General features: G+C 66.5%; 27 protein-coding genes. 13 read left to right on the top strand and 14 right to left on the bottom strand.

The window, feature by feature from the left end; all coding sequences use genetic code 11:
- Positions 1-3: 3 nt before the first annotated feature.
- From AC0IX4_RS20920 to AC0IX4_RS20910, 3 genes are all read right to left on the bottom strand, one after another.
- Positions 4-210 (bottom strand): hypothetical protein, encoded by a 207-nt coding sequence (locus AC0IX4_RS20920; protein ID WP_471830889.1) that lies wholly within the window; start codon positions 208-210, stop codon positions 4-6.
- 90 nt (positions 211-300) lie between these two features.
- Positions 301-684, bottom strand: a complete 384-nt coding sequence (locus AC0IX4_RS20915) for an SRPBCC family protein (protein ID WP_471830887.1) — start codon at positions 682-684, stop codon at positions 301-303.
- A 107-nt stretch (positions 685-791) separates the two neighbouring features.
- Positions 792-1,265 carry an OsmC family protein gene (locus tag AC0IX4_RS20910; RefSeq protein WP_471830885.1) on the bottom strand — a complete coding sequence of 158 codons (474 nt, stop codon included), beginning with the start codon at positions 1,263-1,265 and terminating at the stop codon, positions 792-794.
- Positions 1,266-1,458: 193 nt separating this feature from the next.
- Between AC0IX4_RS20910 and AC0IX4_RS20905 the strand changes: the two genes are divergently transcribed.
- A complete protein-coding gene (locus AC0IX4_RS20905; RefSeq protein ID WP_042575572.1) occupies positions 1,459-2,820 on the top strand; it encodes a flavin monoamine oxidase family protein in 1,362 nt (453 codons plus the stop codon).
- Position 2,821: 1 nt separating this feature from the next.
- Here the strand turns inward: AC0IX4_RS20905 and AC0IX4_RS20900 are convergent, their stop codons facing one another.
- A complete protein-coding gene (locus AC0IX4_RS20900) occupies positions 2,822-4,342 on the bottom strand; it encodes a PucR family transcriptional regulator (protein WP_471830883.1) in 1,521 nt (506 codons plus the stop codon).
- 168 nt (positions 4,343-4,510) lie between these two features.
- Between AC0IX4_RS20900 and AC0IX4_RS20895 the strand changes: the two genes are divergently transcribed.
- The 5 genes from AC0IX4_RS20895 to AC0IX4_RS20875 are packed head-to-tail and all read left to right on the top strand — an operon-like array spanning position 4,511 to position 11,215.
- Positions 4,511-5,941, top strand: coding sequence for a gamma-aminobutyraldehyde dehydrogenase (locus AC0IX4_RS20895; RefSeq protein WP_471830882.1), 1,431 nt, complete (start codon positions 4,511-4,513; stop codon positions 5,939-5,941).
- Positions 5,942-5,969: 28 nt separating this feature from the next.
- Positions 5,970-7,313: a 4-aminobutyrate--2-oxoglutarate transaminase gene (gabT, locus tag AC0IX4_RS20890; protein WP_471830880.1), complete on the top strand. Its 1,344-nt coding sequence runs from the start codon at positions 5,970-5,972 to the stop codon at positions 7,311-7,313.
- Positions 7,310-8,764, top strand: a complete 1,455-nt coding sequence (locus AC0IX4_RS20885; RefSeq protein ID WP_471830879.1) for an NAD-dependent succinate-semialdehyde dehydrogenase — start codon at positions 7,310-7,312, stop codon at positions 8,762-8,764. Before gabT ends, AC0IX4_RS20885 begins: the two co-directional genes overlap by 4 nt.
- Before the next feature lie 28 nt (positions 8,765-8,792).
- Positions 8,793-9,692, top strand: a complete 900-nt coding sequence (locus AC0IX4_RS20880; protein WP_471830877.1) for a universal stress protein — start codon at positions 8,793-8,795, stop codon at positions 9,690-9,692.
- Positions 9,692-11,215: an APC family permease gene (locus tag AC0IX4_RS20875; protein ID WP_056073219.1), complete on the top strand. Its 1,524-nt coding sequence runs from the start codon at positions 9,692-9,694 to the stop codon at positions 11,213-11,215. Before AC0IX4_RS20880 ends, AC0IX4_RS20875 begins: the two co-directional genes overlap by 1 nt.
- Here the strand turns inward: AC0IX4_RS20875 and AC0IX4_RS20870 are convergent.
- Positions 11,208-11,804: a TetR/AcrR family transcriptional regulator C-terminal domain-containing protein gene (locus tag AC0IX4_RS20870; protein ID WP_056073222.1), complete on the bottom strand. Its 597-nt coding sequence runs from the start codon at positions 11,802-11,804 to the stop codon at positions 11,208-11,210. The two genes, AC0IX4_RS20875 and AC0IX4_RS20870, sit on opposite strands and share 8 nt — an antisense overlap.
- Before the next feature lie 81 nt (positions 11,805-11,885).
- Here AC0IX4_RS20870 and AC0IX4_RS20865 point away from each other — a divergent pair, with 81 nt between their 5' ends.
- Genes AC0IX4_RS20865 through AC0IX4_RS20850 form a run of 4 tightly spaced genes read left to right on the top strand, consistent with a single transcriptional unit; the run spans position 11,886 to position 14,525 of the window.
- Positions 11,886-12,818 carry a nitrilase-related carbon-nitrogen hydrolase gene (locus tag AC0IX4_RS20865; protein WP_471830875.1) on the top strand — a complete coding sequence of 311 codons (933 nt, stop codon included), beginning with the start codon at positions 11,886-11,888 and terminating at the stop codon, positions 12,816-12,818.
- Positions 12,815-13,831, top strand: coding sequence for an agmatine deiminase family protein (locus AC0IX4_RS20860; RefSeq protein ID WP_471830874.1), 1,017 nt, complete (start codon positions 12,815-12,817; stop codon positions 13,829-13,831). The genes AC0IX4_RS20865 and AC0IX4_RS20860 overlap by 4 nt, the downstream gene beginning before the upstream one ends.
- A gap of 35 nt (positions 13,832-13,866) precedes the next feature.
- The gene (locus tag AC0IX4_RS20855) at positions 13,867-14,085 is read left to right on the top strand and encodes a hypothetical protein (RefSeq protein ID WP_471830872.1); all 219 of its coding nucleotides are present in this window, start codon (positions 13,867-13,869) and stop codon (positions 14,083-14,085) included.
- Positions 14,082-14,525, top strand: coding sequence for a DoxX family protein (locus AC0IX4_RS20850; protein WP_471830871.1), 444 nt, complete (start codon positions 14,082-14,084; stop codon positions 14,523-14,525). The genes AC0IX4_RS20855 and AC0IX4_RS20850 overlap by 4 nt, the downstream gene beginning before the upstream one ends.
- Here AC0IX4_RS20850 and AC0IX4_RS20845 read toward each other — a convergent pair.
- Both AC0IX4_RS20845 and AC0IX4_RS20840 read right to left on the bottom strand, forming a co-directional pair.
- Positions 14,489-15,004, bottom strand: a complete 516-nt coding sequence (locus tag AC0IX4_RS20845; protein WP_471830869.1) for an O-acetyl-ADP-ribose deacetylase — start codon at positions 15,002-15,004, stop codon at positions 14,489-14,491. The genes AC0IX4_RS20850 and AC0IX4_RS20845 overlap by 37 nt on opposite strands.
- On the bottom strand, positions 15,001-15,900 hold the full coding sequence (locus AC0IX4_RS20840) for an ADP-ribosylglycohydrolase family protein (protein WP_471830867.1): 900 nt from the start codon (positions 15,898-15,900) through the stop codon (positions 15,001-15,003). Before AC0IX4_RS20840 ends, AC0IX4_RS20845 begins: the two co-directional genes overlap by 4 nt.
- A gap of 62 nt (positions 15,901-15,962) precedes the next feature.
- Here AC0IX4_RS20840 and AC0IX4_RS20835 point away from each other — a divergent pair, with 62 nt between their 5' ends.
- Positions 15,963-16,616, top strand: a complete 654-nt coding sequence (locus AC0IX4_RS20835; protein WP_471830865.1) for an NUDIX hydrolase — start codon at positions 15,963-15,965, stop codon at positions 16,614-16,616.
- Here the strand turns inward: AC0IX4_RS20835 and AC0IX4_RS20830 are convergent.
- Entirely contained in the window at positions 16,594-17,046 is a 453-nt protein-coding gene (locus AC0IX4_RS20830) for a hypothetical protein (protein WP_471830863.1), read from the bottom strand. The two genes, AC0IX4_RS20835 and AC0IX4_RS20830, sit on opposite strands and share 23 nt — an antisense overlap.
- A gap of 316 nt (positions 17,047-17,362) precedes the next feature.
- Between AC0IX4_RS20830 and AC0IX4_RS20825 the strand changes: the two genes are divergently transcribed.
- Positions 17,363-17,785 (top strand): DUF3558 domain-containing protein, encoded by a 423-nt coding sequence (locus AC0IX4_RS20825; RefSeq protein ID WP_471830862.1) that lies wholly within the window; start codon positions 17,363-17,365, stop codon positions 17,783-17,785.
- A 79-nt stretch (positions 17,786-17,864) separates the two neighbouring features.
- On the top strand, positions 17,865-18,125 hold the full coding sequence (locus AC0IX4_RS20820; protein ID WP_471830861.1) for a hypothetical protein: 261 nt from the start codon (positions 17,865-17,867) through the stop codon (positions 18,123-18,125).
- Between the two features lie 513 nt (positions 18,126-18,638).
- Here the strand turns inward: AC0IX4_RS20820 and AC0IX4_RS20815 are convergent.
- The 6 genes from AC0IX4_RS20815 to AC0IX4_RS20790 are packed head-to-tail and all read right to left on the bottom strand — an operon-like array spanning position 18,639 to position 24,588.
- Complete coding sequence (locus AC0IX4_RS20815; protein WP_471830859.1) at positions 18,639-19,637, bottom strand: SMP-30/gluconolactonase/LRE family protein; 999 nt, start codon at positions 19,635-19,637, stop codon at positions 18,639-18,641.
- 35 nt (positions 19,638-19,672) lie between these two features.
- A complete protein-coding gene (locus tag AC0IX4_RS20810) occupies positions 19,673-20,431 on the bottom strand; it encodes a MerR family transcriptional regulator (RefSeq protein WP_042575589.1) in 759 nt (252 codons plus the stop codon).
- Between the two features lie 34 nt (positions 20,432-20,465).
- A complete protein-coding gene (locus AC0IX4_RS20805; protein WP_471830857.1) occupies positions 20,466-21,977 on the bottom strand; it encodes a flavin-containing monooxygenase in 1,512 nt (503 codons plus the stop codon).
- The gene (locus tag AC0IX4_RS20800) at positions 21,974-22,894 is read right to left on the bottom strand and encodes a hypothetical protein (protein WP_042575591.1); all 921 of its coding nucleotides are present in this window, start codon (positions 22,892-22,894) and stop codon (positions 21,974-21,976) included. The genes AC0IX4_RS20805 and AC0IX4_RS20800 overlap by 4 nt, the downstream gene beginning before the upstream one ends.
- 2 nt (positions 22,895-22,896) lie before the next feature.
- On the bottom strand, positions 22,897-23,766 hold the full coding sequence (locus AC0IX4_RS20795) for an SDR family NAD(P)-dependent oxidoreductase (protein WP_471830855.1): 870 nt from the start codon (positions 23,764-23,766) through the stop codon (positions 22,897-22,899).
- Complete coding sequence (locus AC0IX4_RS20790) at positions 23,767-24,588, bottom strand: alpha/beta hydrolase (RefSeq protein ID WP_471830853.1); 822 nt, start codon at positions 24,586-24,588, stop codon at positions 23,767-23,769.
- Between the last annotated feature and the right edge of the window lie 111 nt (positions 24,589-24,699).

Below are 24,699 nucleotides of genomic sequence, written 5' to 3'. Positions count from 1 at the left end.
GTCCTACTGCGCGAGCGTGGCCGCAGCCTGAGCCCACAGGAAGTACTTGTTGGTGCCGAGATCGCGCACCGTGGTGATGTTGAAGGCAGCCTTCAACTTCTCCGCATCGCCGTCGCTGACGCCTTTCAGGGCCGCGACCGGCGCGTCGGCCAGTTCGTCGATCGACTTGTCCGCGTATGCCTTGTCGAACTTGTCGGCGATGCCTGCCATGACGTCCTCCTCGTGTCGGTGCGCACCCTGCGCACCGCGGTCGACACTACGACGATCGACCGGCCCCGACCTGAGAGTGCGCTGACAGACTCAGCCCAGCAGCGCTGTCACCGACGCGAGGTCGGCAGCGACAGCCGCGCAGTCCCGGTCGAACTCCTCGTCCGTCATCCCGAGCTGCCGGACGGTGAAGACCACCTCGGCGCCGTCGGGGTGGGCCAGGACGCGTAGCGGATTGTTGACCACGGTCCCGTCGGGAAGCGTCACGTCGTGATCGAGTACGCCGAACGTATTGCGAGGCGCAAACCGCACCCGAACGGTTCCCATCGGCGACTCGGCCAGGAGGTCGTCGCCGTTACGGGTGAATCCGGAGGCAAGACCGGCGGCCCAGGCCGGCAGGTTGTCGACGTCGGCCAGGTAGTCGTAGACGACGCTCGGATCGGCGGGTATCACGGCGCTCACATGACGGCTGATCATCGTAGGAGCGTAGCCACGCAGCAGGCTCTCCGCGAGTACGTCCACAGTGTCGTGATCAGCGGCGATGCGACGACACTATGGGCGTACTCGCGGAGCTCGAGAGGCCGTCACGTCAGGTCGGCGCGCGTCCAGGTGTTCACGAAGCCCGTTCCGCTGCGCACGAAGAGCTGGGTGACGGGGCACCGACGCTCCACCTCGGACACGAAGTGGTCGAAGGCATCGCCGGTGGCGTCCGTCTCGACGGTGGCCTCGACGGTCACGGTGTCGAAGTTGGAGTTGCCCTCCACGCCCTTCACCAGCACGGCGGTGTCCAGGTCACCCTGGATTCGGAAGGTGAACCTGCCCAGCGTGATGCCGAGGTCCTTCGCGACCAGGTTCGCGGTGACCTGGTTGCACGACGTCAGCGAGCCCAGCGCGAAGAACAGCGGGCTCGGGGCGTCGTCCTTTCCGCCGAACGCGGGGTAGGCGTCGGTGTCGAACTCGTGGCCGGCATCGCCCTGCACGACGAGGTGCTGGGCGACACCGGTTCCCGAGGCGTCGACGACGAACGGGACGACCGATGTGCGGATGGTGGAAGTCATGGTGTCGACGTTCGCGCACACCGAACGCGGTGCACAGGATTGCGATCAGCGTGATTCCCGACCCATCCGGTTACCCCCACCGCACCGATCCGTCCAGAGCGACGGAATCAGGTACTCCGTTTCGGCACTGCGCGGCTCCGCCCCGAACCCGGCAGACTGAGACGACACCGCCACCTGGACAGGAGCCACTACCGTGCCCTCATTCGATCGCGACGTCGCCATCGTCGGAGCGGGCCCCTCGGGCCTCGCCGCTGCCACTGCACTGCGCAAGGCGGGACTGAGCGTCGCCGTCCTCGAGGCACGTGACCGCGTCGGCGGCCGCACGTGGACCAAGGACATCGACGGAGCGATTCTCGAACTCGGTGGCCAGTGGGTCTCCCCCGATCAGACCGCGCTGATCGGTCTGCTCGACGAGCTGGGACTCGAGACCTTCGATCGCTACCGCGAGGGCCAGTCGGTCTACGTCGATCCGGCAGGCACCGCCACGCGCTACACCGGCGAGAACTTCCCCGTCGCCGAGTCGACAGTGAAGGAGATCGACCGCCTCATCGAGATGCTGGACAAGCTCGCAGCGGAGATCGGTCCCGAGGAGCCGTGGGCGCACCCGCTGGCCCGCGAGCTCGACATCGTCTCGTTCGAGGGCTGGCTCGCGCAGCAGTCGGACGACGCCGAGGCCACGGCCAACATAGGCATGTTCATCGCCGGCGGCATGCTGACCAAACCCGCCCATGCGTTCTCCGCGTTGCAGGCGATCCTCATGGCCGCATCCGCCGGCTCCTTCACCAATCTGGTCGACGACGGTTTCATCCTCGACAAGCGCGTGGTCCGAGGCATGCAGCAGGTGTCGGTCAGCATGGCCGAACGCCTCGGCGAGGACGTGCACCTGAACGCTCCGGTCCGGACCGTCCGATGGTCCGAGGACGGTGTGACCGTGCTTGCCGACGGCGATCTCCAGGTGACGGCGCGGAAGGTGATCATCGCCGTCCCGCCGAACCTCTACACCCGCATCTCGTACGACCCGCCCCTCCCCCGCCGCCAGCATCAGATGCATCAGCACCAGTCGCTCGGCCTCGTCATCAAGGTGCACGCGGTGTACGACACTCCGTTCTGGCGCGAGGAAGGGTTGTCGGGCACCGGTTTCGGCGCGAACCAGATCGCCCAGGAGGTGTACGACAACACCAACCACGAGGATTCACGCGGCACGCTCGTCGCCTTCGTCTCCGACGAGAAGGCCGACGCGATGTTCGAGTTGAGCGCCGAGGACCGCAAGCGCACCATCCTCGAGTCCATCGCGACCTACCTCGGACCGAAGGCACTCGAGCCCGTCGTCTACTACGAGTCCGACTGGGGCACCGAGGAATGGACCCGCGGTGCCTATGCCGCGAGCTTCGACCTCGGCGGCCTGCACCGCTACGGTCGCGACGCCCGTACGCCCGTCGGCCCTATCCACTTCTCGTGCTCCGACATCGCCGCCGAGGGTTACCAGCACGTCGACGGCGCGGTGCGCATGGGTCACCGCACCGCCGAGGTCATCTCGGGGCTGCTGGAACGCTGAGTCAGGTCCCGCGTGCGATGAGGGCGAGCAACAGCTCGGCACGCACGCGGGCATCGTCCAGATCGACCCCGATGGTCGACTCGATACGAGCAATCCTGCTGCGCAACGTATGTCGGTGAACACCCAGCGTCGAGGCCGCCGACTCCCAGTGCCCGTTCGCGTCGAGAAACGCGCGTAGCGACGCCACCAGATCGGTCCCGTTGGCGGTGTCGTACTTCTCGAGCGGGGACACGGTGGCCTCGCCGACGGTAGCCAGCGCTTCTCGCGTCGACGCGTGCGCGAGAAGCACTCCGCCGACCAGGGAGCCGAACTCGACGGGATCCGCACCTGCGGACGCGGACGACGCCGCGAGTCGAGATTCCTGCACCGCCTGCTCGAGACTCTCCACCGGGTGCGGCGCGCTCATTCCTACGCGGAGCCTCCTGCGTTCCGACACGTCCAGCGACGCCAGCGTGGACTGCACGAAAGTCTTGTCGTCCGATCCGCGCACCACGAGGGTGACGCGGATCTTCCAGCGCTGACCGAACACCTGGCGCCCTGCCTCGGTGGAGCGCGCGGACATTGCCGCCAGGACCCGTTCGGCTCGGGTGACGGTATCGGCGTTCACGGTGACCGCTCGTACCGTTCCGTCGCCGCCCGCAGCCGACTCGATCTGCGACCACACCGGCGCCAGTCCGTCGAGATCCGACAGAACCAGGCTCAGCGCCACCGAATTGAGCTTGTCCTGCGCGGACTGCACCCGGGCCGGCTTCTCGAAATCGAGAGCCAGCAGCGATGCCGCATGCCCCACCAGGATGTGATCGACGTTCCCCAGCACGGGGCCCACCACGGCGACATGACCGTGGGTGGCGGAGCCGATCGCGATGCGCTGCACACTGATCGACACGCCTGCCTTCGTCATGGCGACCCGGCTGGCCACCGAACCCTTCTCCTCGGTCAATGCGCGGATGTCGTCGAGTACGCCGATACCGCTCCCGCGAGGGTGATGCTCGAGCACTCTCCCCATGTCGTCGAGAAGCACCACGGCGGACGATGTCGCCGACGCCAATTCGCGGACGATCGCGGCCGCTCCTCCCGCCACCACCGCTCGGGTCATCCGCGGCTGAGCACGCGACGCGCGAACCACAGCGTCGTACTGCTGCTCGGCGAGGCGGTTCATCACCAGTTTGACCACCGCGGCGAACGGCGTCGGCAACGGAACCTCGAGAATCGGCAGACCCAGCCTGTCGGCGGCCTCGACCAGATCGGACGGCACCTCCGAGAACGAGAGTCCCGTGCCGAAACCCACCGCCGCGACACCGGCGTCGTTCAATGCCTCGAGATATGCCACCCGCTCCGGCGTGGTGAGCGGCAGCCGGAGCCCCGTCGTCAACAACAGCTCGCCGCCCGACAACCATCGGAACGGGTCGGACAACTCGGTCGTGTGCGCGAAGGACACCTCACGATCGAGGCCGCTCGCACCTGCGCGCAGCTCCATCGCGAGCGCTTTCTGCGCCAACACCCAGTGGACAGACACCGTCATGATCCGACCCGCCTTCCTCCGCCCGTGAATCACAGCGAACACCAGGTAGGCCGCAATGGACAAGTCGGAGTGCCCACGCCCCCGGGAATCATCGTTTTGTCCGCTGCCCCCACGCGCCGTCGAGCGCACACTGATCGAACCACCAGCGCCCACAACCGAGAGGGACCGATGTCGCACGACGTGCTTCGGAACTACATCGACGGCCAGTTCGTCGTCAGCTCGTCCACCGAGACCCTGGACCTGATCAGTCCGGTCACCGAGGAGGTCGTGGGCGTCTCACCCATCTCTACCGAGGCCGACGTGAACGACGCCGTGGCCGCCGCGGAGCGCGCCTTCGCGAGCTGGGGGAAGACGACCCCGAAGACCCGTCAGACGGCACTGCTGAAGCTCGCCGATGCGCTCGAGGCACACTCCGACGAGCTCGTCGAGGCGCAGAGCCGCAATACCGGGCAGCTGAAGCAGGTCATCGCGGACGAGGAGGTGACGGTCGGCGCGGACCAGCTGCGCTTCTTCGCCGGTGCCGCCCGCATGCTCGAGGGCAAGTCCGCCGGTGAGTACATGGAGGGCTTCACCTCATACGTCCGCCGTGAGCCCATCGGCGTCGTCGGGCAGGTGACCCCGTGGAACTACCCGCTGATGATGGCGATCTGGAAGATCGGCCCAGCTCTGGCCGCCGGCAACACGATCGTTCTCAAGCCGAGCGACACAACACCGGAGAGCACGCTGGTGCTCGCGAAACTGTCGAAGGGCATTCTTCCCGACGGTGTCCTGAACGTGGTTCTCGGAAACGGTGCTACCGGCGCCACCCTCGTCGGGCACCCCGCCCTCGGGCTCGTGTCCATCACCGGGTCCGTGCGCGCGGGAATCGAGGTGGCCGTGGCTGCCGCCCGTCAGCTCAAGCGAGCCCATCTCGAACTCGGTGGGAAAGCTCCGGCCATCGTCTTCGGAGACGTCGACATCGACAAGACGGCCGGCGGTATCGCCGAGGCAGCGTTCTTCAACGCCGGCCAGGACTGCACAGCCGCGACGCGTGTGCTGGTGCACGAGTCGATCCACGACAAGCTCGTCGACGCTCTCGCCGAGAAGGCACGCGAGCTGACCCCGGGCAGCCCCGACGACGCCGACGCGTTCTACGGCCCGCTGAACAACGTCCGCCACTTCGAGTCCGTGACGACGAAGATCGCGAACCTGCCGGCCCACGCCTCGATCGTGACCGGCGGCAACCGGGTCGGAGACACCGGCTTCTACCTCGAACCCACGATCGTCACCGGAGTCGAACAGAAGGACGACATCGTCCAGGAGGAGACGTTCGGTCCGGTTCTCACGGTGCAGTCGTTCACCGACGAGGCGGACGCGATCACCAAGGCCAACGACGTGCGCTTCGGACTGGCGTCCAGCCTGTGGACCAACGACCACGGCATCACCCAACGGGTCAGCGCTGCACTGGACTTCGGCGCAGTCTGGATCAACTGCCATATCCCGCTGGTGGCGGAGATGCCGCACGGCGGCTTCAAGTACTCCGGCTACGGCAAGGACCTCTCGGCGTACGGAGTCGAGGACTACACGCGACTCAAGCACGTCATGAGCTCCCACGACTGACATTCCCTGCTCTCCGAAGGACTTCACCATGGACATCACCTACCGCCTTCCTCAGAAGCGCGCCCTTCTCACCGAACTCCCCGGACCGCGTTCGCAGGAACTGACAGCCCGTCGCCGTGCCACCGTCGCCGCCGGCGTCGGTTCCAGCGTCCCCGTCTACGCAGCCGATGCCGACGGCGGCGTGATCGTCGACGTCGACGGCAACTCGATGATCGACCTCGGCGCCGGCATCGCCGTCACCAGCGTCGGCGCCTCCGATCCCGCTGTCGCGGAGGCCGTCCGGGAGCAGGTCGGTCACTTCACGCACACCTGCTTCATGGTCACGCCCTACGAGGGATACATCGCGGTGGCCGAGCAACTGGCCGCCCTGACGCCCGGTGATCACGAGAAGCGCAGCGTCCTGTTCAACTCGGGCGCGGAAGCCGTCGAGAACGCGATCAAGGTCGCGCGACTGGCGACCGGCCGCGACGCCGTCGTGGCCTTCGACCACGCGTATCACGGACGCACCAACCTGACGATGGCGCTGACGGCGAAGACCATGCCGTACAAGACGAACTTCGGGCCGTTCGCGCCGGAGATCTACCGGATGCCGATGTCGTACCCCTACCGCGACCAGGCCGGCCTGACCGGTGAGCAGGCCGCGCTGGCGTCGATCGACCGCATGGAGAAGCAGATCGGCGCCGACTCGTTGGCCGCCATCATCATCGAGCCCATCCAGGGCGAGGGTGGCTTCATCGTTCCCGCACCCGGCTTCCTGCCGACGCTCCAGGCCTGGGCGCGGGAGAACGGCGTCGTCTTCATCGCCGACGAGGTACAGACCGGGTTCTGCCGAACCGGGTCGTGGTTCGCCAGCGACGACGAGGGCATCGTCCCCGACATCATCACGATGGCGAAGGGTATGGCCGGCGGAATGCCGTTGTCGGCCATCACCGGCCGCGCAGATCTCCTCGATCTCGTCCATGCGGGCGGGCTCGGCGGAACGTACGGCGGCAACCCGGTGGCCTGCGCGGCCGCCCTCGCCGCCATCGATACCATGAAGTCGCTCGACCTGTCCGGGCGCGCTCGGCACATCGAATCGGTCGCGATGCCGCGTCTGCGTGCCCTCGCGGAACAGACCTCCGTGATCGGCGACGTGCGTGGGCGCGGCGCCATGTTGGCCATCGAGCTGGTGGTTCCGGGGACCGATACACCGGATCCCGCCATCACCAAAGCCATTGCGGCGCACGCACTGGCGGAGGGTGTCGTACTCCTGACGTGCGGCACGTACGGCAACGTCATTCGGCTGTTGCCCCCGCTGGTCATCGGCGACGAACTGCTCGACGACGCGCTGACTGTCCTCGAGACCGTCGTCCGGAAGCTGGCAGCACAGTGACCGACAGGGCTGCATTACTCGCGAGCATCCCCACCGGTCTGTGGATCGACGGCGCCTTCGTCGACGCCGCAGACGGCGGCACGTTCGCCGTGCAGGATCCCGCAACCGGTGACGTCCTCGCACACGTCGCCGACGCCGGCGAGAAGGATGCTCTGCGCGCCCTCGACAGTGCAGCTGCGGCGCAGGACGACTGGGCGGCGACCGCGCCCCGGACACGGTCGCTGATCCTGCGCACGGCGTGGGAGAAGGTGATCGAACGAACCGAGGATCTCGCGCTGCTCATGACACTGGAGATGGGCAAGGCACTCCCCGAGAGTCGGGGCGAAGTGACGTACGGCGCCGAATTCCTCCGCTGGTTCAGCGAGGAGGCAGTACGGATCCAGGGCCGTTACACGCAGTCCCCGTCGGGCGCCGGTCGCATCCTGGTGACCAAGGTCCCCGTCGGCCCCGTTCTGGCGATCACACCGTGGAACTTCCCGCTGGCCATGGGAACTCGCAAGATCGGTCCGGCGCTCGCGGCGGGCTGCACCGTTCTCGTCAAGCCCGCCGAGGACACCCCGCTGACCATGCTGTTGCTCGCACAGATCATGTCCGAGGCCGGGGTGCCACCAGGGGTTCTGTCGGTGCTGCCCGCCTCGAACGCGGCGGGAGTCACCGAACCGCTCCTTGCCGACGACCGTCTACGCAAGGTCACCTTCACCGGTTCCACCCGTGTCGGCAAGATCCTGATCGAGCAGTCGGCGAGAAACGTGCTGCGTACGTCGATGGAACTCGGTGGTAACGCACCGTTCGTAGTCTTCGACGATGCCGACATCGATGCCGCCGTCGACGGTGCGATGGCCGCGAAGATGCGGAACGGCGGCGAAGCCTGCACGGCCGCGAACCGCATCATCGTCGCCAACAGTGTCCGTGAGGAATTCACGGTGAAACTGACCGAACGTATCGCCGCTCTGACGGTCGGTCCGGGCTCGGAGGACGGCACGAACGTCGGCCCCCTGGTCAACGAGAAGCAGCGTCGCAACGTCGAGTCGCTCGTGGACGACGCCGTCGCCGCCGGTGCCCGTGTGCGGACGGGCGGCAACGTCGTGGACGGGCCCGGGTGGTTCTACCGCCCCACCGTTCTCGACGAGGTGCCGGCCCATTCGCGCATCGTCCGCGAGGAGATCTTCGGTCCGGTCGCCGCCATCACCGGGTTCGACGACGAGCAGGACGGTATCGACGCCGCGAACGACACGGAGTACGGCTTGGCCGCGTACATCTACACCCGCGATCTCGATCGGGCACTCCGGGTCTCGGACAAGATCGCCTCCGGCATGGTCGGCGTCAATCGCGGCGTCGTGTCCGACGTCGCCGCACCGTTCGGTGGTGTCAAGCAGTCCGGCCTGGGCAGCGAAGGCGGCACCGAGGGCATCGACGAGTACCTCGACACCAAGTACGTCGCGTTCCAGTAATTCCGCCCGACACCCAGGGAGCTCTCCAATGCGGTTGATCGTCGGTTATCTCGCCACCCCCAGCGGGGAGGACGGGCTCGTGCTCGGAGTGCAGCTCGCTCGCAGTCTCGATGCGACGCTGGACATCTGCATGGTGCTGCCTCCGGACCGGGCCGTCCCCGCCGAGGCACACTTCGAGGACCTTTTGGCCGCGAAGGGCCGTCGATGGTTGGCGGACGCCGCAGCAACGGTGCCGAGTGACATCAGGACCGAGGTGCACCTGAGTTTCTCGGAGTCCTTCTCGGCCGGACTGCTCGACGAGGCTGCCCGCCTCGACGCCGACGCCATCGTGGTCGGCGGCGCCAAGGACGGGTTGCTCGGGCGACACTCGCTGGGAAGCGTGTCGACGGAACTGCTGCACTCGGCCCCGATTCCGCTGGCGCTCGCGCCCTTCGGATATCGCAAGTCCGAGGCCGAGCGTATCCGCGAAGTGACTGCCGCCCTGGGCACTCGACAGGGTGCAGATCTGGTGCTGCGCACCGCAGTTCGTTCGTGCGAGCGAATGCACACGTCCCTTCGGCTGCTGTCTCTGGTTCCGCTGGACGACATGTCGGGAATGGATGTGCGTCGCGACACCGGCAACGAGGCTCTGGCGATCGAGCATGCACGGACGCTGCATGATTCGGCTCGGAAGGGTCTGCCCGACGGATTGACCGTGACGTCGTCGGTCGCGGACGGATCGACCGTCGAGGCCGCCGTCGAGAGTCTGAGCTGGGAAGACGGCGACGTGGTCGTCGTCGGCTCCAGCCGTCTGGCGCGGCCCCGACGTCTGTTCCTGGGATCGACGGCATCGAAGATGCTGCGCGTTCTTCCCGTTCCCATGGTGGTCGTCCCGGCCACCGAGTTCCTTCCCGAGACCGGCAGTTCCGACAGCACGGAGGCTTCCTGATGAGCACCGAGATCACCTCCTCGAAGGGACTGGCGGTCGGCCGCATCGGCACCCTGTCCGGAGCCGTACTGGGCATCTCCTCCGTTGCCCCGGGGTACACGCTCACCGCGAGTATCGGCCTCATCGTCGCGGCCGTCGGTTTGAAGATGCCCGCCATTTTCATCGCAGGATTCATTCCAATGTTCCTCACCGCGTACGCTTACCGCGAGCTCAACTCCGATTCACCGGACTGCGGCGCGTCGTTCACGTGGTCCACCAAGGCGTTCGGTCCGTACGTGGGTTGGATGTGCGGTTGGGGCATGGTGATCGCCACCATCATCGTGCTGTCCAACCTGGCGGCCATCGCCGTGCAGTTCTTCTATCTGTTCATCGCCAAGCTCTTCGACGCTCCGTCTATCGCCGATCTTCCCGGCAACAAGCTGGTCAATGTCGGCACGACGGTGGTGTTCATCGCGTTGGCCACCTGGATCGCGAGTCGCGGCATCACGACCAGCGAGAAGCTGCAGGTCGCGCTCGTCGGGTTCCAGATGGTGCTGCTTCTCGCCTTCGCCGTCGCCGCGCTGGTGCATGTCGGCGCGGGTGATGCACCCGCCGGCCTCTCGTTCGACCTCGGCTGGTTCGATCCGTTCACCGGTCTGACAATGGGCGCCTTCGTGATCGGTCTGACCGGCTCGATCTTCGCGTTCTGGGGCTGGGATACGTGCCTGACCCTCGGCGAGGAGTCGAAGAACCCCAAGAAGACTCCCGGACGTGCCGGATTGCTCTGTGTGGCAACGATTCTTCTGACCTACCTCCTCGTCGCGGTCGCGGCGATGATGTACGCCGGGGTGGGCGAGGACGGCCTCGGACTCGGCAACCCGGACAACGCCGAGAACGTGTTCGGCGCTCTCGCCGACCCGGTGCTGGGCAGTTGGGGCGGCATGCTGCTCTATCTGGCAGTGTTCGTCTCGTCCATCGCCAGCCTGCAGACCACGTTCCTCCCCGCTGCGAGAACGTCTCTCGCGATGGCGTCGTACGGAGCGTTCCCGAAGAAGCTGGCCGAGGTCAGTCCCCGGTTCCTGGTGCCGTCCGTCTCCACGGTCGCTGCCGGAGTCATCACCGCCGTCTTCTACACCGCCGTGACGTTCCTGTCCGAGAACACCTTGATCGACACCATCGCCGCGCTCGGCATCATGATCTGCTGGTACTACGGCATCACGGCCTTCGCCTGTGTCTGGTACTTCCGCCGCACGCTGTTCGCCAGCGTCCGGAACACGGTGTTCCGCCTGATCTTCCCGCTCGTCGGCGGGTTGATTCTTCTCGCGGTGTTCGTGGTCTCGCTCGAGGAGAGCATGGATCCGGAGAACGGGAGCGGCGCCGAGATCGGCGGCATCGGACTGGTGTTCTTCCTCGGCTTCGGCATCCTCATCGTCGGCGCCGTCCTGATGATGGTCATGCGGTTCCGGTCGCCGGCCTTCTTCCGCGGCGAGACGTTGACCACCGAGACCGAGGCACTGAGGGACGAATCCGACCTCGTCAGCTGACGCGAGCTCGCAGGCCTGCCACCAGGACACCGAGCCCGAATTCGAAGGACGCGTCCGCGCGGCCCGGAGCCGACGTCGCGAGCGCAGCGCGCAACGCGACGTCGGCTTCGTCCGATGGTGCCCAGACCTCCTCCGGCGCAGCGAGATCAAGCGCCGATCCGAGCACGAAACTGTCGACGGCCGTGATGGCGTGGAGCACGTCTGACGGCGGGAATCCCCCGTCGGTCAATGCAGTCGCCAAGGCGTTGTACATGTCGAACGCCACCGCGGCGCGGACCGTGTGCGCGGTGAACAGCGGGATCACCCGCGGGTGCCGTGCATAGTTGCGTCGATATTCGCGGGCGATACGCGTGACCGCCTCACTCCACGAGTCGACGTCATGGGGAATCTCGATGCCCGCCATCAGCCGGGTGCGCATCAACTCGACGATCGCCGCACGCCCGGACACGTGGTTGTACAGCGACGACGGCCGCACCGACAGCTTCTCGGCCAACCCGGGCATCGTGAAGTCGCCACGCTGATCGACGAGGGCCAGGGCGGCGTCGGTGATGAGGTCGGCGGAGAGCAACCGGGTGGACGGGCGCGGCATCGGAACTTCCTTCCTCTTGCGTCGAGGGCGTCGTCACACCATACTTAACGAATCACATTCGTTTTACGGACGAGGACCCCGATGTTGACCATCACCGCCACGACACCACCCGACTCTCCCGCGCGGACTCGCGACACCGAGCGTGCGCCCGTCCGTATCGCCGTGGTCCAACACCGGTGGCACGAGGAGACGCAGGCCGAACTCGAGGAGGGCATCGCCATCGCGGCGCGAGAGGGCGCAACCATCGCGTTCCTCCCGGAACTGACTCTGAGCCGGTACCCCGCGTTCGTACGGGGCGACCGCACTGCAGCCCGCGACGCGGAGGATCTGCTGACCGGGCCGACGTTCGCGTTCGCAGCGAATGCTGCAGCGCGCCAAGGGATCGTCGTCCACGCGTCGCTGTACGAGAAGGACGACACATCCGACGACGGTCTCGGATTCAACACCGCCATCCTGGTCTCGCCGGACGGCTCGCTTCTCGCTCGCACACGCAAGCTCCACATCCCGGTCACCGCCGGGTACTACGAGGACACCTACTTCCGCCCCGGACCGGCCGCCGATCCCTACCCCGTTCATCACGCGGCGAACGTCGCGCTCGGCATGCCGACGTGCTGGGACGAGTGGTTCCCCGAGGTCGCCCGGGCGTATTCCCTTGCCGGAGCCGAGGTGCTGGTCTATCCGACGGCCATCGGCTCCGAGCCCGACCATCCCGCCTTCGATACCCAACCACTGTGGCAGCAGGTGATCGTCGGCAACGGCATCGCCAACGGCACCTTCATGGTGGCGCCCAACCGCTACGGCAACGAGGGTGCGATCACGTTCTACGGGTCGTCGTTCGTCTCCGATCCCTACGGGCGCATCCTGGCTCAGGCGCCGCGCGACGAGTCGGCAGTTCTGGTCGTGGATCTCGACCTCGACCAGCGACGCGACTGGTTGACTCTCTTCCCGTTCCTGGACACCCGTCGCCCCGACACCTACGGCACGCTCACCGAACCTGTGAGAACCACACGATGACGTGGCGGATGCCGGCGGAGACCGCGCCCCACGAACGCACGTGGATGGCCTTCCCCAGCCCCGGATATTCGCTGGGCGACTCCCCCGAAGAGCACCACGAGGCCCGTTCGACCTGGGCGGCCGTCGCACACGCCGTCGCCGAGTTCGAACCGGTGACCGTGGTGGTGGACCCGCGCGAGACCGACACTGCACGAACGTATCTCGGAGCGGACATCACCATCGTCGATGCACCACTCGACGATGCATGGATGCGCGACATCGGTCCCACGTTCGTCCTTGCCGACGACGGGACCCTCGGCGCCGTCGACTGGACGTTCAACGGGTGGGGCGCACAGGACTGGGCATCGTGGGGGAACGACTCCCTGATCGGCGCGCTGGTCGCCGCGGAATCCGGCGCGACACTCGTCTCGTCCACCATGGTCGGCGAGGGCGGTGGACTCCAGGTCGACGGCGCCGGCACAGTCCTGGTCACCGAGACGGTGCAGCGCGATCCCGGCCGTAATCCCGGGTGGTCGAGGGTCGATGTCGAGACCGAGCTGACTCGTACACTCGGAGTCGACCGTACGGTGTGGTTACCGCGAGGCCTCACGCGCGACTCCGAGACCTACGGCACGCGTGGTCACGTCGACATCGTTGCGGCATTGCCGTCTCCCGGAGTAGCGCTGGTGCACGATCAGCGCGATCCGGCACACCCCGACCACGAGATCAGCCGCGAAGTCACCGACATCCTGACCGCTGCCGGCATGCGCGTCGTCCCGGTGCCCGCACCGGAAACCCTGCGCGACGACGACGGGTTCGTCGACTACAGCTACATCAACCACTACGTGGTCAACGGTGGCGTCGTCGCGTGCAGTTTCGACGACCCGAACGATGCCGAGGCCGTGCGCATCCTGTCCGAGGCGTACCCGGGCAGGCGCGTCGTCACCGTCGACGCGCGCCCATTGTTCGCCCGCGGCGGGGGCATCCACTGCATCACCCAGAACCAACCCGCGGCTGTCGTACCCCTGCTCTAACTTCACGTCACCGACAACCCGGGGGGACGGGAATCATGGGCGAATATCGACGGGGACGACGCACGCAGATCGACAGCAGAGTGGCGCGAGACCTCGGCGTGGAATACGGGGGCCGGTGGTATCTCGAGTCCGTCGGCTACTGCGATTGCGGAGACGAGGAGTGCCTCGGCGACACGCTGTACTGCGAGAACCGTGTCTTCGCCGACGAGTCTGCGATCGACCGCGCACTGGGGCGCGTAATTTGGCCGTCATGAGCAGAGCGCGCAGGTCGCACGTACCCAGAATCGTCGGGCGACTCGTCCTCGGCGCGCTTCTCGTGTTCGCCGGACTGAGCCACCTGTTCTGGGCGCGTCAGGAATTCGCGGCGCAGGTTCCCCCGTGGGTTCCGGTGGACACCGACGTGGTCGTGCTGGCGTCCGGAGTCGTGGAAATCGTGCTGGGACTCTGCCTGATACTGCTCCCCCACCGAGCGCCGGCAGTGGGATGGGTCGTCGCTCTCTTCTTCGTCGCCGTCTTCCCCGGCAACATCTCGCAGTTCGTCACCCACACCGACGCCTTCGGGCTCGATACCGACCGAGCGCGCGCCATCCGGTTGGTGTTCCAGCCTGTGCTCGTCGTGTGGGCTCTGTGGTGCACGGGAGCGTGGGCGGCGTTCCGTCAGAGGCGTTCCACCGCACGCGCAGTCAGCCGCTGAATCTCCGCCGAGTACGCCACCAGAGTGACCAGATCGACCGACACGGGAGCGGTCGAGACGGCGCGTACCTGTTCCGCGACCGCCACCTCCACTGGCCATCCGTAGGCGCCGCCCGAGATCAGGGGGAATGCGATCGAGGTGGCGCCCAAGGACTGCGCGAGGAGGAGCGACCGCTCGTACGCGGCGCGCAGGACGGCCGACCGGTCTTCGCGTGCGGAGTACCTCGGGCCGACCGTGTGGATGACCCATCGAGCCGGCAACCGTCCTGCGGGCGTCGCGACGGCGGCGCCGGTGTCCAGACCGTTCGGCAGCGTCGTGGCGCGGATAAGCTTGCAGGCTTTCAGGATCTCCGGGCCACCGGCCCGATGGATCGCACCGTCCACCCCGCCGCCTCCGAGGAGCGTCGAGTTCGCGGCGTTGACGATGACGTCTGCTCGTACGGCGGTGATGTCTCCGGTGATCACATCGATGACGGTCATGCTTCTGCTCCTTCTACGAGACGCCGAGCGAGGTCGACGAGGTCCGCGCCGCTCCGTCCCGGGTACCCGTGCAGCATCGAGATCCACGCATCCGGTACCGCTGACACGCCCCATCGTGCTCCGAGCAGTCCACCGGCGATCGCCGCCGTGGTGTCCGTATCGCCGCCCGCGCGAACGCACTTCTCCAGTGCTGCGGTCAGCTGGTCGTCGTCTTCCTCCGTGGTGGAGATCGCCCACCAGGCCGTCTGCAACGCGTGCACCACCCAGCCGTTGTTCGCGAAGTCGGCAGGCGTCCCCTTCTCGGCGGCGTCCAGCAGGGGTGCCCAGTCACCGGCCGAGGCGCGGATCCCGTCGTAGTTCCCGTACAGAACGGCGTGTCTGATGCCGGCCGTCCACAACGCGCAGGCCTCACCGGCCTGTGGATCCGAGTGCGTGAGCGCACTGATACGGACGGACGCGTCGGCAAGCGCATCGGCGTCGCCCAGGAACGCCAGGGCCACCGGCGCAGTTCGCATCAACGATCCGTTGCCGCCTGTCCGACCGGCAATTCCCGAAGCAACCGTGGTCATCTCCGCCGCGGAACCACTGCGCGCCGACAGCACGGCGCGTGTCTGGTTGCCGACATCCGCGGGTTTCGTGTCGATCCACGCGACGAAGTTCTCCGCGATGCCGTCCAGTCCGCGGCCCTCCACCAGTGCGTCCGCGATGCACACCGCCATGGAGGTGTCGTCCGTCCATTCGCCCGGTGCCCAGTCGAACGGTCCTCCGCCGATCATGTCGATCACGGTGTCCGGCGTCGGGTACCCGAATTCGTATCCGGCACCGAGCGCATCGCCGGCCGCGGTTGCCACGAGTACGCCCTGCGCACGAGTCATCTGTTCACTGGTCAGCTTCATGCCGAACCCCTTTGCTCGATTGTGCGCTAACCATAACGCATGACTGCGCTAAGCTGCAACCCATGACTACCGACTTGACCTCCTATCCGCGACCCTCCGTCGCCGTGGACGTCGCGGTCCTCACCGTGCACGGCGGGGCAGTCAACGTCGTCGTGGTCGAATCACACTGGGGTGCAGCCCTACCGGGAACATTCTTGCACTCGGGCGAGACCTTGGCCGACGCGGCACGGCGCGCACTGGCGACAAAGGCCCACATCGAGGGTCTGCACTTCCACCAACTGCGGATGTTCGACGACCCCGCCCGCGATGACAGAGGGTGGGTCCTGTCGATGGCGCATAGCGCGGAAGCGTCGCTGGACTCGCTCCCGGCCGACACCGACCTCGTCGCGGTGCACTCCGGCGCGCCCGTCGAGCCGATGGCTTTCGACCACGCCGACATGGTGTCCGCGGCGGTGAGCGACATGCGCGCCAGATACGCCGTCTGCCCCGACCCCTCCCACCTGCTCCCCGACAGGTTCACCCTGCTGCAGCTACGCACGCTGTACGAGGTGGTGTTCGACCGGCCGCTGCGCAAGGACACGTTCCGTCGACACGTCATCGACTCGCTCACCGGCACGGGCGACACCACCTCCGCCGCAGGTGGGCGCCCGGCCGAACTGTACGAGCGTCGGCCCGATGCGACGTTCCCCAGTTCTATCGCAGCACTTCTGCTGTAGGTCGTCGGCTCACCCCGTGATGTCGGAGCGTGTGCGCCCACCAGAAGGCGGCCGACCCCAGCTGCACCACCACCAGCGGCCACACCATCGGGGAATGCAGCATCACCGGCAGCCACGCCACGCCTACGCCGGTGACGACGAGTAGCGCCGCTCGACGCCTCTGCACGATCATGACCGCCAGCACCATGTGGCCGACTCCCGCAATCAGGAAGAGCAGCGCCCACGCCTCGGTCAGTGACGCCACGAACGCCGCACCCGGCGACGCCTCCGCACTCGCGAATGCGGCCAGAGCACTGACGAAGATCGCCCCGAACCCCACCACGGATGCGATGGACGCGACCGCCACCTGCGTCGCGAACGCGACAAGTATCGCCAATGGTGTTGCGTTGCTGAGTGTTCGGATACCGGTGTCCACATGTGTTTCAGTCATGACTTCCCTCCGTCGTCGGTACAGCCTTCGACGTGGGGCGGCCCGAAACGGTTCCGCTCGGCTGTGCGGTGACCGGCGCGGTCCCGCCGCGCGCAGCGCGCACCGCCGGGCGTTGTGATGCGCGCAGCGCGCGGTGGTGTGCGCACATTGCAAAGTGCTCCGAGCGACGGGCGCAGCGCGCAACTCGCGGAACCGTCTCACCGATCGGTGCGTCCAACCCCTTGTGCAGCGAAACAGTGGAGCGATAGTCGCGGCGAGCGTAGCAATCGCTGCCCTCATCGTCGGTTGCGGCGAGGTCAGCGGCACTGCACAACCCGTGAGCAACGAACTGTTCGATCCCTGCGCCGTCGTACCTGATGAGGCCATCCGTGCGGCGGGAGCTGACCCGGCCACGAAAGATATGCGCGACGGTCCCGATACCGAGCACTGGGACTACTGCACATGGTCCGGTGACTGGTTCTACCTCGGCGTTCAATCCACCACGCGAACGATGAGCGAGCTCGCGACGAATGCGAACTACATCAATCCGCACGCGACAACACTGAGCGGTCGCGCCGGCGCCGTCACTTATCAGTTGGACGGTGGCGTGAATGCGCGCAACTGTTTGGTGGCGTTTCCATGGTCGAGAGGGGTAGTGACTGTATTAGTCGACCAAAAGCTGTCTTCAGCAGTGCAGCGGGATCTGTGCGCCACCGCGCTTGCTGCTTCCTCCGCTGTCGTACCTTACTTACCTAGCTGAAAGTCGGGGTCATATGTCGGACCATCTAATTGCTGACCGTGCACAAGCAGCCAAATGCGCTACGGCATGCCATAACTATATGGACGCCCTGGACGAGATCGCTTTCACAGTGCAGCAGTTCAACATGTCCGGCGGGTTCGGGACGCTTCCGTCGGGAATCGCCCTAGCGCAGAAGTATTCGAACCTCACCCACGGCCCTGAGGGCTCTCTGGCGTCGATGCTCGCCGCTCACATCACCGTCGCCACGAATCTTCGCGAGGCCTTCCTCGCTGCCGGCGCAGGCTACGAAGCGACCGAAGACGCTGCGGCATCGCGCATTACGCAGTCGGGTCCACGCTGACGCAATCGCGTCTGACTACGCGCCGCGAACGCCGGGTGCACACCCCCTGCACCAAGCGCACACCCCTTACCGCGAGCAGCAAAGGGGGTGCACTCACCAGAACCCGTGTGCACACCCCCTGCAGCCCCAGCAAAAGCACCCAGCACGGAGCCGGACGCAGAGCGCACACCCCCTGCACCAAGCGCACACCCCTCACCGCCAGCAGCAAAGGGTGTGCACTCACCACAACCCGTGTGCACACCCCCTGCAGTCCCAGTAAAACCACCCAGCACGGAGCCGGACGCTGAGCGCACACCCCCTGCACCAAGCGCACACCCCCTACCGACTGCAGCAACGGGTGTGCACTCACCACAACCCGTGTGCACACCCCCCGCTGCCCCAGCAAAAGCACCCAGCACGCAGACGAACGTCAAGCGCACACCCCCTGCACCAAGCGCACACCCCCTACCGCCAGCTACGAAGGGTGTGCACTCACCACAACCCGTGTGCACACCCCCTGCAGCCAGCGAAACGCTACTCAGCCACAGCACTCACAGTGAAGGGCTCCACGGGCACCCCACCGCGCTTGTCGAACTGGCTGTTCACGACCAGCAGCTGGTCGTCGACGTCTGCCACTGTCGTGGGGTAGGCGAAGCTGGGGTCGGTGATCTGACCCGTGACTCGGCCGGAACGTCCGTCGTCGGCAAGGTCCACGGTGGCGATGAGGCTGTCGCGGTTGCGGACGACATAGAGCGTGTCGTCCTCCATCTCCATGCCGTCGCCGTTCTTCAGCGTCTCCCCGCCGAGGTCGACCTGGGTCACGGCCTTGGACGGATCGACGCGGTAGAGGTTGCCGGTGCTGGACTGCACGATCACCAGCACGCCGTCGTCGTCGGCTTCGACGATCCCGTTGGCGTTGAAGCCCTCTCCGTAGGCGAAGGGCGATCCGGTGAAGTCGACGAACGACTCGAGCCGGCCGTCACCGGATGCATCCGCCGGGATGCGCCACAGGTTGGGGCTGCGGGAGTCGGTGATGTACGCATCGCCGTTGTCCGCGATGACGACATCGTTGAGGAACGTGGCGTCCTGTCCGAGTCCGTTGGTGAACTTTCCGCGGAGCTCGCCGGACTGCGCGTCGTAGATCCACACGGTCCCGGTGGCGCCGCCGGCCACGATCAGCCGGTTGTCGTCGACGTCCAACCCGGCCGCTCCCGTACGGCCGTCCTGGCCGCCGGGCAGGAACGGGGCGACATCGGGCGTGCCGACGGTGCCGCGGAAGACAGCACCGTCCGAGGTCGAGGTGACGTAGAACGTGTCGTCGTCGGCGGTGATGCCCTCGGGAAACACGCCTGTTCCCGGCAATGTGTAGACGGTCGCTGCACTCGCGGGTGCACTGGACGAGGCAGAACTGGACGAAGAAGGCGCAGGTGCAGCAGCAGTCGGCGCCGTCTCCTCACTCGACGAGCATGCGGTGAGGACGAGGGCGGTAGCGCCTGCGAGAGCGACAGCAGCGGACAATCTGGTGCGGTTCATGACTCCACCATGCCGCAAAAGTCCGAAAAGCGTGATCAGGCGGAGTTACGGTCCGATCGCGGGGTGTTGTCGATCGCCACTTCGAGGTATTCGCCGAGTTGTTCCTGCAGGTTTCGATCCAGCGTTCGGCCGAGCAGAGAATGCACGGAATCCACTGCGAGAGTGCGCATGATCTGCAACATCCGGGTAGCGCGGAGGACGTCCTCGCCTTCGGGAATCCAACCTTCGCCGTACCGCGCAACAATGTGATGCTTCACAGTCGAGATCATGTCTTTCGAGATTCCGTCGACGGCGGCGTACATGCGCTCGTGAATGTCCATGAGCTCGCGGATCCCGAATCCGTATTCGGCCAGGGAGGTGAACCCCTGCAACAGTTTCGGATCGGTGAAGGTGCACCGGTCGCCCTCTATGCGCGCGAGGCCGTAGGTGACGAGGCGGGCCAGTTGCTCCCCGTCCGGGTCCCCCAACGCGTCGCGAGCTTCGGTGACCGACAGGGACATCTCATCGTCGGTCGTCGACCACGGCTCGGTCAAGGCGCGCTGGAGGCCGAGGACCTCGGTCAGGTCCTTGCCGCTTTCCCACCCGTCGATGAAGTCGCTGATGTGGGTGGTCGTGTACCCGCGTTGCAGGAGGATGTCGATCAGACGCAGACGCGCGAGATGCGTGTCGTCGTAGATGCCGAGGCGACCGCGTTTCTGCGGCGGTGGAAGCAGCCCTCGCTCGCGGTAGGCACGGACGTTGCGCGAGGTCGTGCCGGCCGCACGGGCGAGTTCGTCGATGCGGTACTCGGTCATCGACGAACTCCTCCCGTGCAGCGTTTCCACCAGACTAACGTGCCCCGACAACCTCGCCTGCCGACGTCGGGAGCGGCTCACTACCGCTCGTTGCCGCGGTCACCGAGTAGTCGGCCATGACGACCGTCTCGAGTTGCTTGACGTACTGGGTGGCGAAACCGGGGAACATGGTCGCGTTGAACCCGTCCTCGGTCAGGTACCAGCTCGAGCAGCCCGAGTTCCAGGTGGTCTTCGTCAGTCGCTGCTGCAGGTCCGCGTTGTAGGCGGCCTGCACCCCGGCGCGGACGTCGAGCACGAAATTCTGGTTGACCGCCGTGGCGATGGCGTCGACGAGGTAGTCGATCTGCGCCTCCATGTAGACCAACGCGGAACTGTGGCCGGGGCCGGAGTTCGGTCCGAACGTGAAGTACATGTTCGGGTAGCCCGACACCGCGATCGACTTGTAGGCGTGCGCGCCCCTGCTCCACTCCTCCCCCAGCACTCGACCGTCGCGGCCGGTGATGGGAATCGGTGAGCCCGTCTTGGAGACGTCGAATCCAGTGGCGAACACGATCGCGTCGAACTGGTGCTCGACACCCTCGACGGTCCGGATGCCCTTCTCGGAGATTCCCGCGATGGGCCAGGTGACCAGTGTGCAGTTGTCCTGTTGCAGAGCCGGGTAGTACTTGCTCGTCATGAGCAGTCGCTTGCAGCCGGCACGGAACTCCGGCGTCAATTGACGACGCAGCCACGGGTCCGACACCTGGGAACGCAGGTGCAGCTTGGACACCCCTTCGACGACGCGTGTCAGCGGCGAGTTCCAGACCACGCCGAGGGCGACGGACTCGTGTCCCCAGAACCACGCCTTGCGGGCGAGAGCCTGGCTGCCGGGGACGGTGCGGTAGATCGCCCGGGTGAGTCCACGCGTACGGAAGTTGGTGCGCGGCAACACCCAGCCGGGCGTGCGCTGGAACACCTTCACCGACTCGGCGATCTTCACCAACTCGGGAACGATCTGCACGCCACTGGCGCCGGTGCCGACGACGGCGACCTTCTTGCCCGTGAAGTCGTACTCGTGATCCCACCGAGCACTGTGGATCATTTTGCCCGCATACGTCTCGACGCCGCGAATCTTGGGCAACGACACGTTGGCCAGCGGACCCGACGCCATGACCACGGTTCGCGCGAGCACCGGTGGCCGGCCGTCGACGGTGATCTCCCAGAGCGAGCGCTCCTCGTGCCACGTGACATCGACGACGGTGTGGTCGAAGCGCAGGAACTTGTCCAGCTCGAACTTCTCGACCATCGAGTCGATGTAGCCGAGGATCTCGGCGCTGCCCGAGTACGTGTGCGACCAGTCGGGATTCGGGGCGAAGCTGTAGGAGTAGAGCCGCGACGGGATGTCGCACGCAGCACCGGGATAGGTGTTGTCACGCCACGTTCCACCGGGGCGGGTTCCTCGTTCGAGGATCGCGATGTCTCGAATGCCGCGCTGCTGCAGGCGGATAGCGGCACCGATTCCGGCGAAGCCACCGCCGATGATCGCGGTCGACAGGATCTCGGTCATGCGACGGGCTCGTAGGTGAGTTCCTTGGACCACGTCGGCTGCGGACGCAGCAGACGCTTCGGGTACTTGGCCGTCAGCGTCACCATCGAGTCGGCGAACTTGTGGTACGGGTGGTCGCGGTTGATGACGACGCTGCCGTGCCAGCTGATGAATCGGTACATCGGCAGGCGCTTCGGGAACTCGCTGCGCTCACCGACCTTCTTGAAGCGCTTCATCGCGGTGTAGAGGCGTTCTTCGTCGACGCCCATCTCGACGATGTTGTCGCGCATCTTGTTCAGCAACGGGATGTATCGCAGGGTTCCGATGAGGAGCGACGGGTGCATCCATGCCCCGACGGTCTCGACGAGGATCCGCCGCATCTTGGCGTGGCCGAGGAGGTCGATCACCTCGAAGTCGACGGCGAGGTGGCGGGACTCGTCGGCGTTGATGCGCTTGAACACTTCCTGGCACACCGGGTCGTCGATCTCGTCGACGATGAACTTCACCAGCGCTCCGTCGAGTGCGACCTCGAGCATCGGGATGACGGTGCCCAGCACGGCGAGCGGTGTCTGGTCGGAGTACTTGTCCAGCCAGTCGATGATCAGCTTGACATTGACGTTTGGCTGCGGAATCTCGTCGTTCTCGAGCATGCCCCACCGACGCATCAGCGCCAGTTCGGCATTGGCGTGCTTCTGCTCCTCGGCGTGGAAGTAGCGGTAGATCTCACGCAGCGTCTCCGTCGGCGCCTTCCGTGCCATGGCCGCGAAGCCGCGGGCACCGACGTTCTCGATCCACATGAGGTCGGAGAGGAAGGGCTTGAGTTTCGCGTGCTGCTCCGGCGGGATCATCTCCGCGCCGGGCGCATCCCAGTCGATGTCGGCAAGGGACCACTGTCGGTCCTTGATCTTGTCCAGCATTGCGTCGAAGTCGAAGGCCATCGTCATACTCCTGTCGAGGTGGTAACAGCGGAAAGGGCTTGTGGGGCGGGATCGCCGGGGAGAAGTCGGTCGAGAAGACCGGCACCTCGGGTGTAGAGCGTGGGGACGAGACGCTTGAGCAACCAGATCGCCTTGGCGTCGATCTGCGGCACGACGTAGAGGCGGCCCTTGTCCAGCGCATCGAGGGTGGTCACGGCCACCCGTTCCGGCGTGAACCCGGTCCAGCGCATCAACTTCTGCGCCAGCTCGGAGGATCGTTCGGTGATGCGCCCGTCGACAGCGACGTTGGTCTTGACGAAGGTGGGGCACAGCACCGTCACGCCGACGCCGGAGCCTGACAGTTCGGCGGCAAGAGTTTCCGAGAGGGACATCACGCCCGCCTTGCCGACGTTGTACGGGCCCATCGTCGGGGCCGCGGCGAATCCGGCGGCAGAGGCGACGTTGATGATGCCGCCGCGCCCGGAGGCGCGCATCTGCGGAACGAAGGTCTCGCAGCCGTGCACGACGCCCCACAGGTTGATCCCGAGTGCCCAGTTCCAGTCGTCGAAACCGATGCTGCCGACGGGCTTTCCGCCGATACCGACACCGGCGTTGTTGATCAGCACGGTCGGTGCGCCGCCGAATTCGAGCTCGGCGAACAGCGCGAGATCTTCGACCTGCGATTGCACGGACACGTCGCACTGCACGGCGAATCCCGGGCCGTCGAGCATCCGCACCGTGGCCTCGGCGCGCTCGAGCGAGATGTCGGCGCAGACGACCCGCCCACCGCGACGGGAGAGTTCGACGGCGAACGCGCGGCCGATGCCGCTGCCGGCACCCGTGACGACGGCGTCGGCACCGTGGGTGAGGCGGGGTCTGGTTCGAGTGAACATCTACAGTCTCGTTTCTGATGTGGACGTGACGGCCAAGAGGTCGGCGACGCGGCGGAGCGCTCTGTCGGCTTCGGGTGCGATGCGGGGCAGCGCTTGGAAGACGTGCATCTGGTCGGGCCAGACTTCGAGGGTGCAGTCACCACCTGCGGTGACGAGGATGTCGCGCAGATGCTCGGCGTCCGCGACCAGCATCTCGGCTCCACCGGCCTGAACGATGAAGCGAGGCAGCGTCGTTCCCGCTTCTACGGCAAGCCGGAGGCGCGGCATGTCGGGCTGCTCGTCCCGCGTGTAAAGCGACGTGAGTGCCCTCGCAGCCCTGGCGGAGATCATCGGGTCACGCCGCTGCCGCTCACGGTTCTCCGCGAGCGTGAACGTGAGGTCGATCAGCGGTGAGAACAAGGCAACGGCGCGTGGTTGCGGCAACGACCGGCGCGCGTTGTCCAGGACCAGGTCGAGCGCGAGGTGCCCACCGGCCGAGTCCCCCGCGACCACGATCGAGTCGGCGTCGAATCCGCTCGTCAGCAGCCACCGGTAGGCGGCCTCGACGTCGTCCGCCGCCGCCGGGAAGGGGAACTCCGGCGCCAATCGGTAGTCGACGACGAACACCGGGAGCCCGGTTGCCGCGGACAGCCGCGAGGCGAGTCCGCGGTGAGTGCGCGCCGAGCAGATCGCGTAGGCGCTTCCGTGCAAGTACAGAATCGCGCCGGGCCGACCTGAGCTGCCGGCGTCGACCCATTCCCCGACGACGCCGTCCTCGTCGACGCTGCGCACGGTGGTCCCGGGAGCGAGCCCGCCGCATGCTCGCATCGCGATCTCGACCATGACCCGAGCGACGCGTTCCCCGCCGCGACCGAAGGGGAGTCGGCATGCTAGCGGTCGGAGGGTGAGTGCGGTCGACCGCGCCGCACATCGAGACCGCAGGGATCCGCGGCT

The sequence above is a fragment of the Rhodococcus sp. AC861 genome (genome assembly GCF_979256035.1).
Note: the sequence above shows the minus strand (reverse complement) of the source record. Positions and strands in the feature narration are given on the sequence as shown.

Excerpts from the sequence above, each read along its gene's own strand:
- AC0IX4_RS20920 (WP_471830889.1), bottom strand. The coding sequence starts at position 210 with ATGGCAGGCATCGCCGACAAGTTCGACAAGGCATACGCGGACAAGTCG.
- AC0IX4_RS20915 (WP_471830887.1), bottom strand. The coding sequence starts at position 684 with ATGATCAGCCGTCATGTGAGCGCCGTGATACCCGCCGATCCGAGCGTC.
- AC0IX4_RS20910 (WP_471830885.1), bottom strand. The coding sequence starts at position 1,265 with ATGACTTCCACCATCCGCACATCGGTCGTCCCGTTCGTCGTCGACGCC.
- AC0IX4_RS20900 (WP_471830883.1), bottom strand. The coding sequence starts at position 4,342 with ATGACGGTGTCTGTCCACTGGGTGTTGGCGCAGAAAGCGCTCGCGATG.
- AC0IX4_RS20895 (WP_471830882.1), top strand. The coding sequence starts at position 4,511 with ATGTCGCACGACGTGCTTCGGAACTACATCGACGGCCAGTTCGTCGTC.
- gabT (WP_471830880.1), top strand. The coding sequence starts at position 5,970 with ATGGACATCACCTACCGCCTTCCTCAGAAGCGCGCCCTTCTCACCGAA.
- AC0IX4_RS20880 (WP_471830877.1), top strand. The coding sequence starts at position 8,793 with ATGCGGTTGATCGTCGGTTATCTCGCCACCCCCAGCGGGGAGGACGGG.
- AC0IX4_RS20875 (WP_056073219.1), top strand. The coding sequence starts at position 9,692 with ATGAGCACCGAGATCACCTCCTCGAAGGGACTGGCGGTCGGCCGCATC.
- AC0IX4_RS20870 (WP_056073222.1), bottom strand. The coding sequence starts at position 11,804 with ATGCCGCGCCCGTCCACCCGGTTGCTCTCCGCCGACCTCATCACCGAC.
- AC0IX4_RS20865 (WP_471830875.1), top strand. The coding sequence starts at position 11,886 with ATGTTGACCATCACCGCCACGACACCACCCGACTCTCCCGCGCGGACT.
- AC0IX4_RS20860 (WP_471830874.1), top strand. The coding sequence starts at position 12,815 with ATGACGTGGCGGATGCCGGCGGAGACCGCGCCCCACGAACGCACGTGG.
- AC0IX4_RS20855 (WP_471830872.1), top strand. The coding sequence starts at position 13,867 with ATGGGCGAATATCGACGGGGACGACGCACGCAGATCGACAGCAGAGTG.
- AC0IX4_RS20850 (WP_471830871.1), top strand. The coding sequence starts at position 14,082 with ATGAGCAGAGCGCGCAGGTCGCACGTACCCAGAATCGTCGGGCGACTC.
- AC0IX4_RS20845 (WP_471830869.1), bottom strand. The coding sequence starts at position 15,004 with ATGACCGTCATCGATGTGATCACCGGAGACATCACCGCCGTACGAGCA.
- AC0IX4_RS20840 (WP_471830867.1), bottom strand. The coding sequence starts at position 15,900 with ATGAAGCTGACCAGTGAACAGATGACTCGTGCGCAGGGCGTACTCGTG.
- AC0IX4_RS20835 (WP_471830865.1), top strand. The coding sequence starts at position 15,963 with ATGACTACCGACTTGACCTCCTATCCGCGACCCTCCGTCGCCGTGGAC.
- AC0IX4_RS20830 (WP_471830863.1), bottom strand. The coding sequence starts at position 17,046 with ATGACTGAAACACATGTGGACACCGGTATCCGAACACTCAGCAACGCA.
- AC0IX4_RS20820 (WP_471830861.1), top strand. The coding sequence starts at position 17,865 with ATGGACGCCCTGGACGAGATCGCTTTCACAGTGCAGCAGTTCAACATG.
- AC0IX4_RS20815 (WP_471830859.1), bottom strand. The coding sequence starts at position 19,637 with ATGAACCGCACCAGATTGTCCGCTGCTGTCGCTCTCGCAGGCGCTACC.
- AC0IX4_RS20810 (WP_042575589.1), bottom strand. The coding sequence starts at position 20,431 with ATGACCGAGTACCGCATCGACGAACTCGCCCGTGCGGCCGGCACGACC.
- AC0IX4_RS20805 (WP_471830857.1), bottom strand. The coding sequence starts at position 21,977 with ATGACCGAGATCCTGTCGACCGCGATCATCGGCGGTGGCTTCGCCGGA.
- AC0IX4_RS20800 (WP_042575591.1), bottom strand. The coding sequence starts at position 22,894 with ATGGCCTTCGACTTCGACGCAATGCTGGACAAGATCAAGGACCGACAG.
- AC0IX4_RS20795 (WP_471830855.1), bottom strand. The coding sequence starts at position 23,766 with ATGTTCACTCGAACCAGACCCCGCCTCACCCACGGTGCCGACGCCGTC.
- AC0IX4_RS20790 (WP_471830853.1), bottom strand. The coding sequence starts at position 24,588 with ATGGTCGAGATCGCGATGCGAGCATGCGGCGGGCTCGCTCCCGGGACC.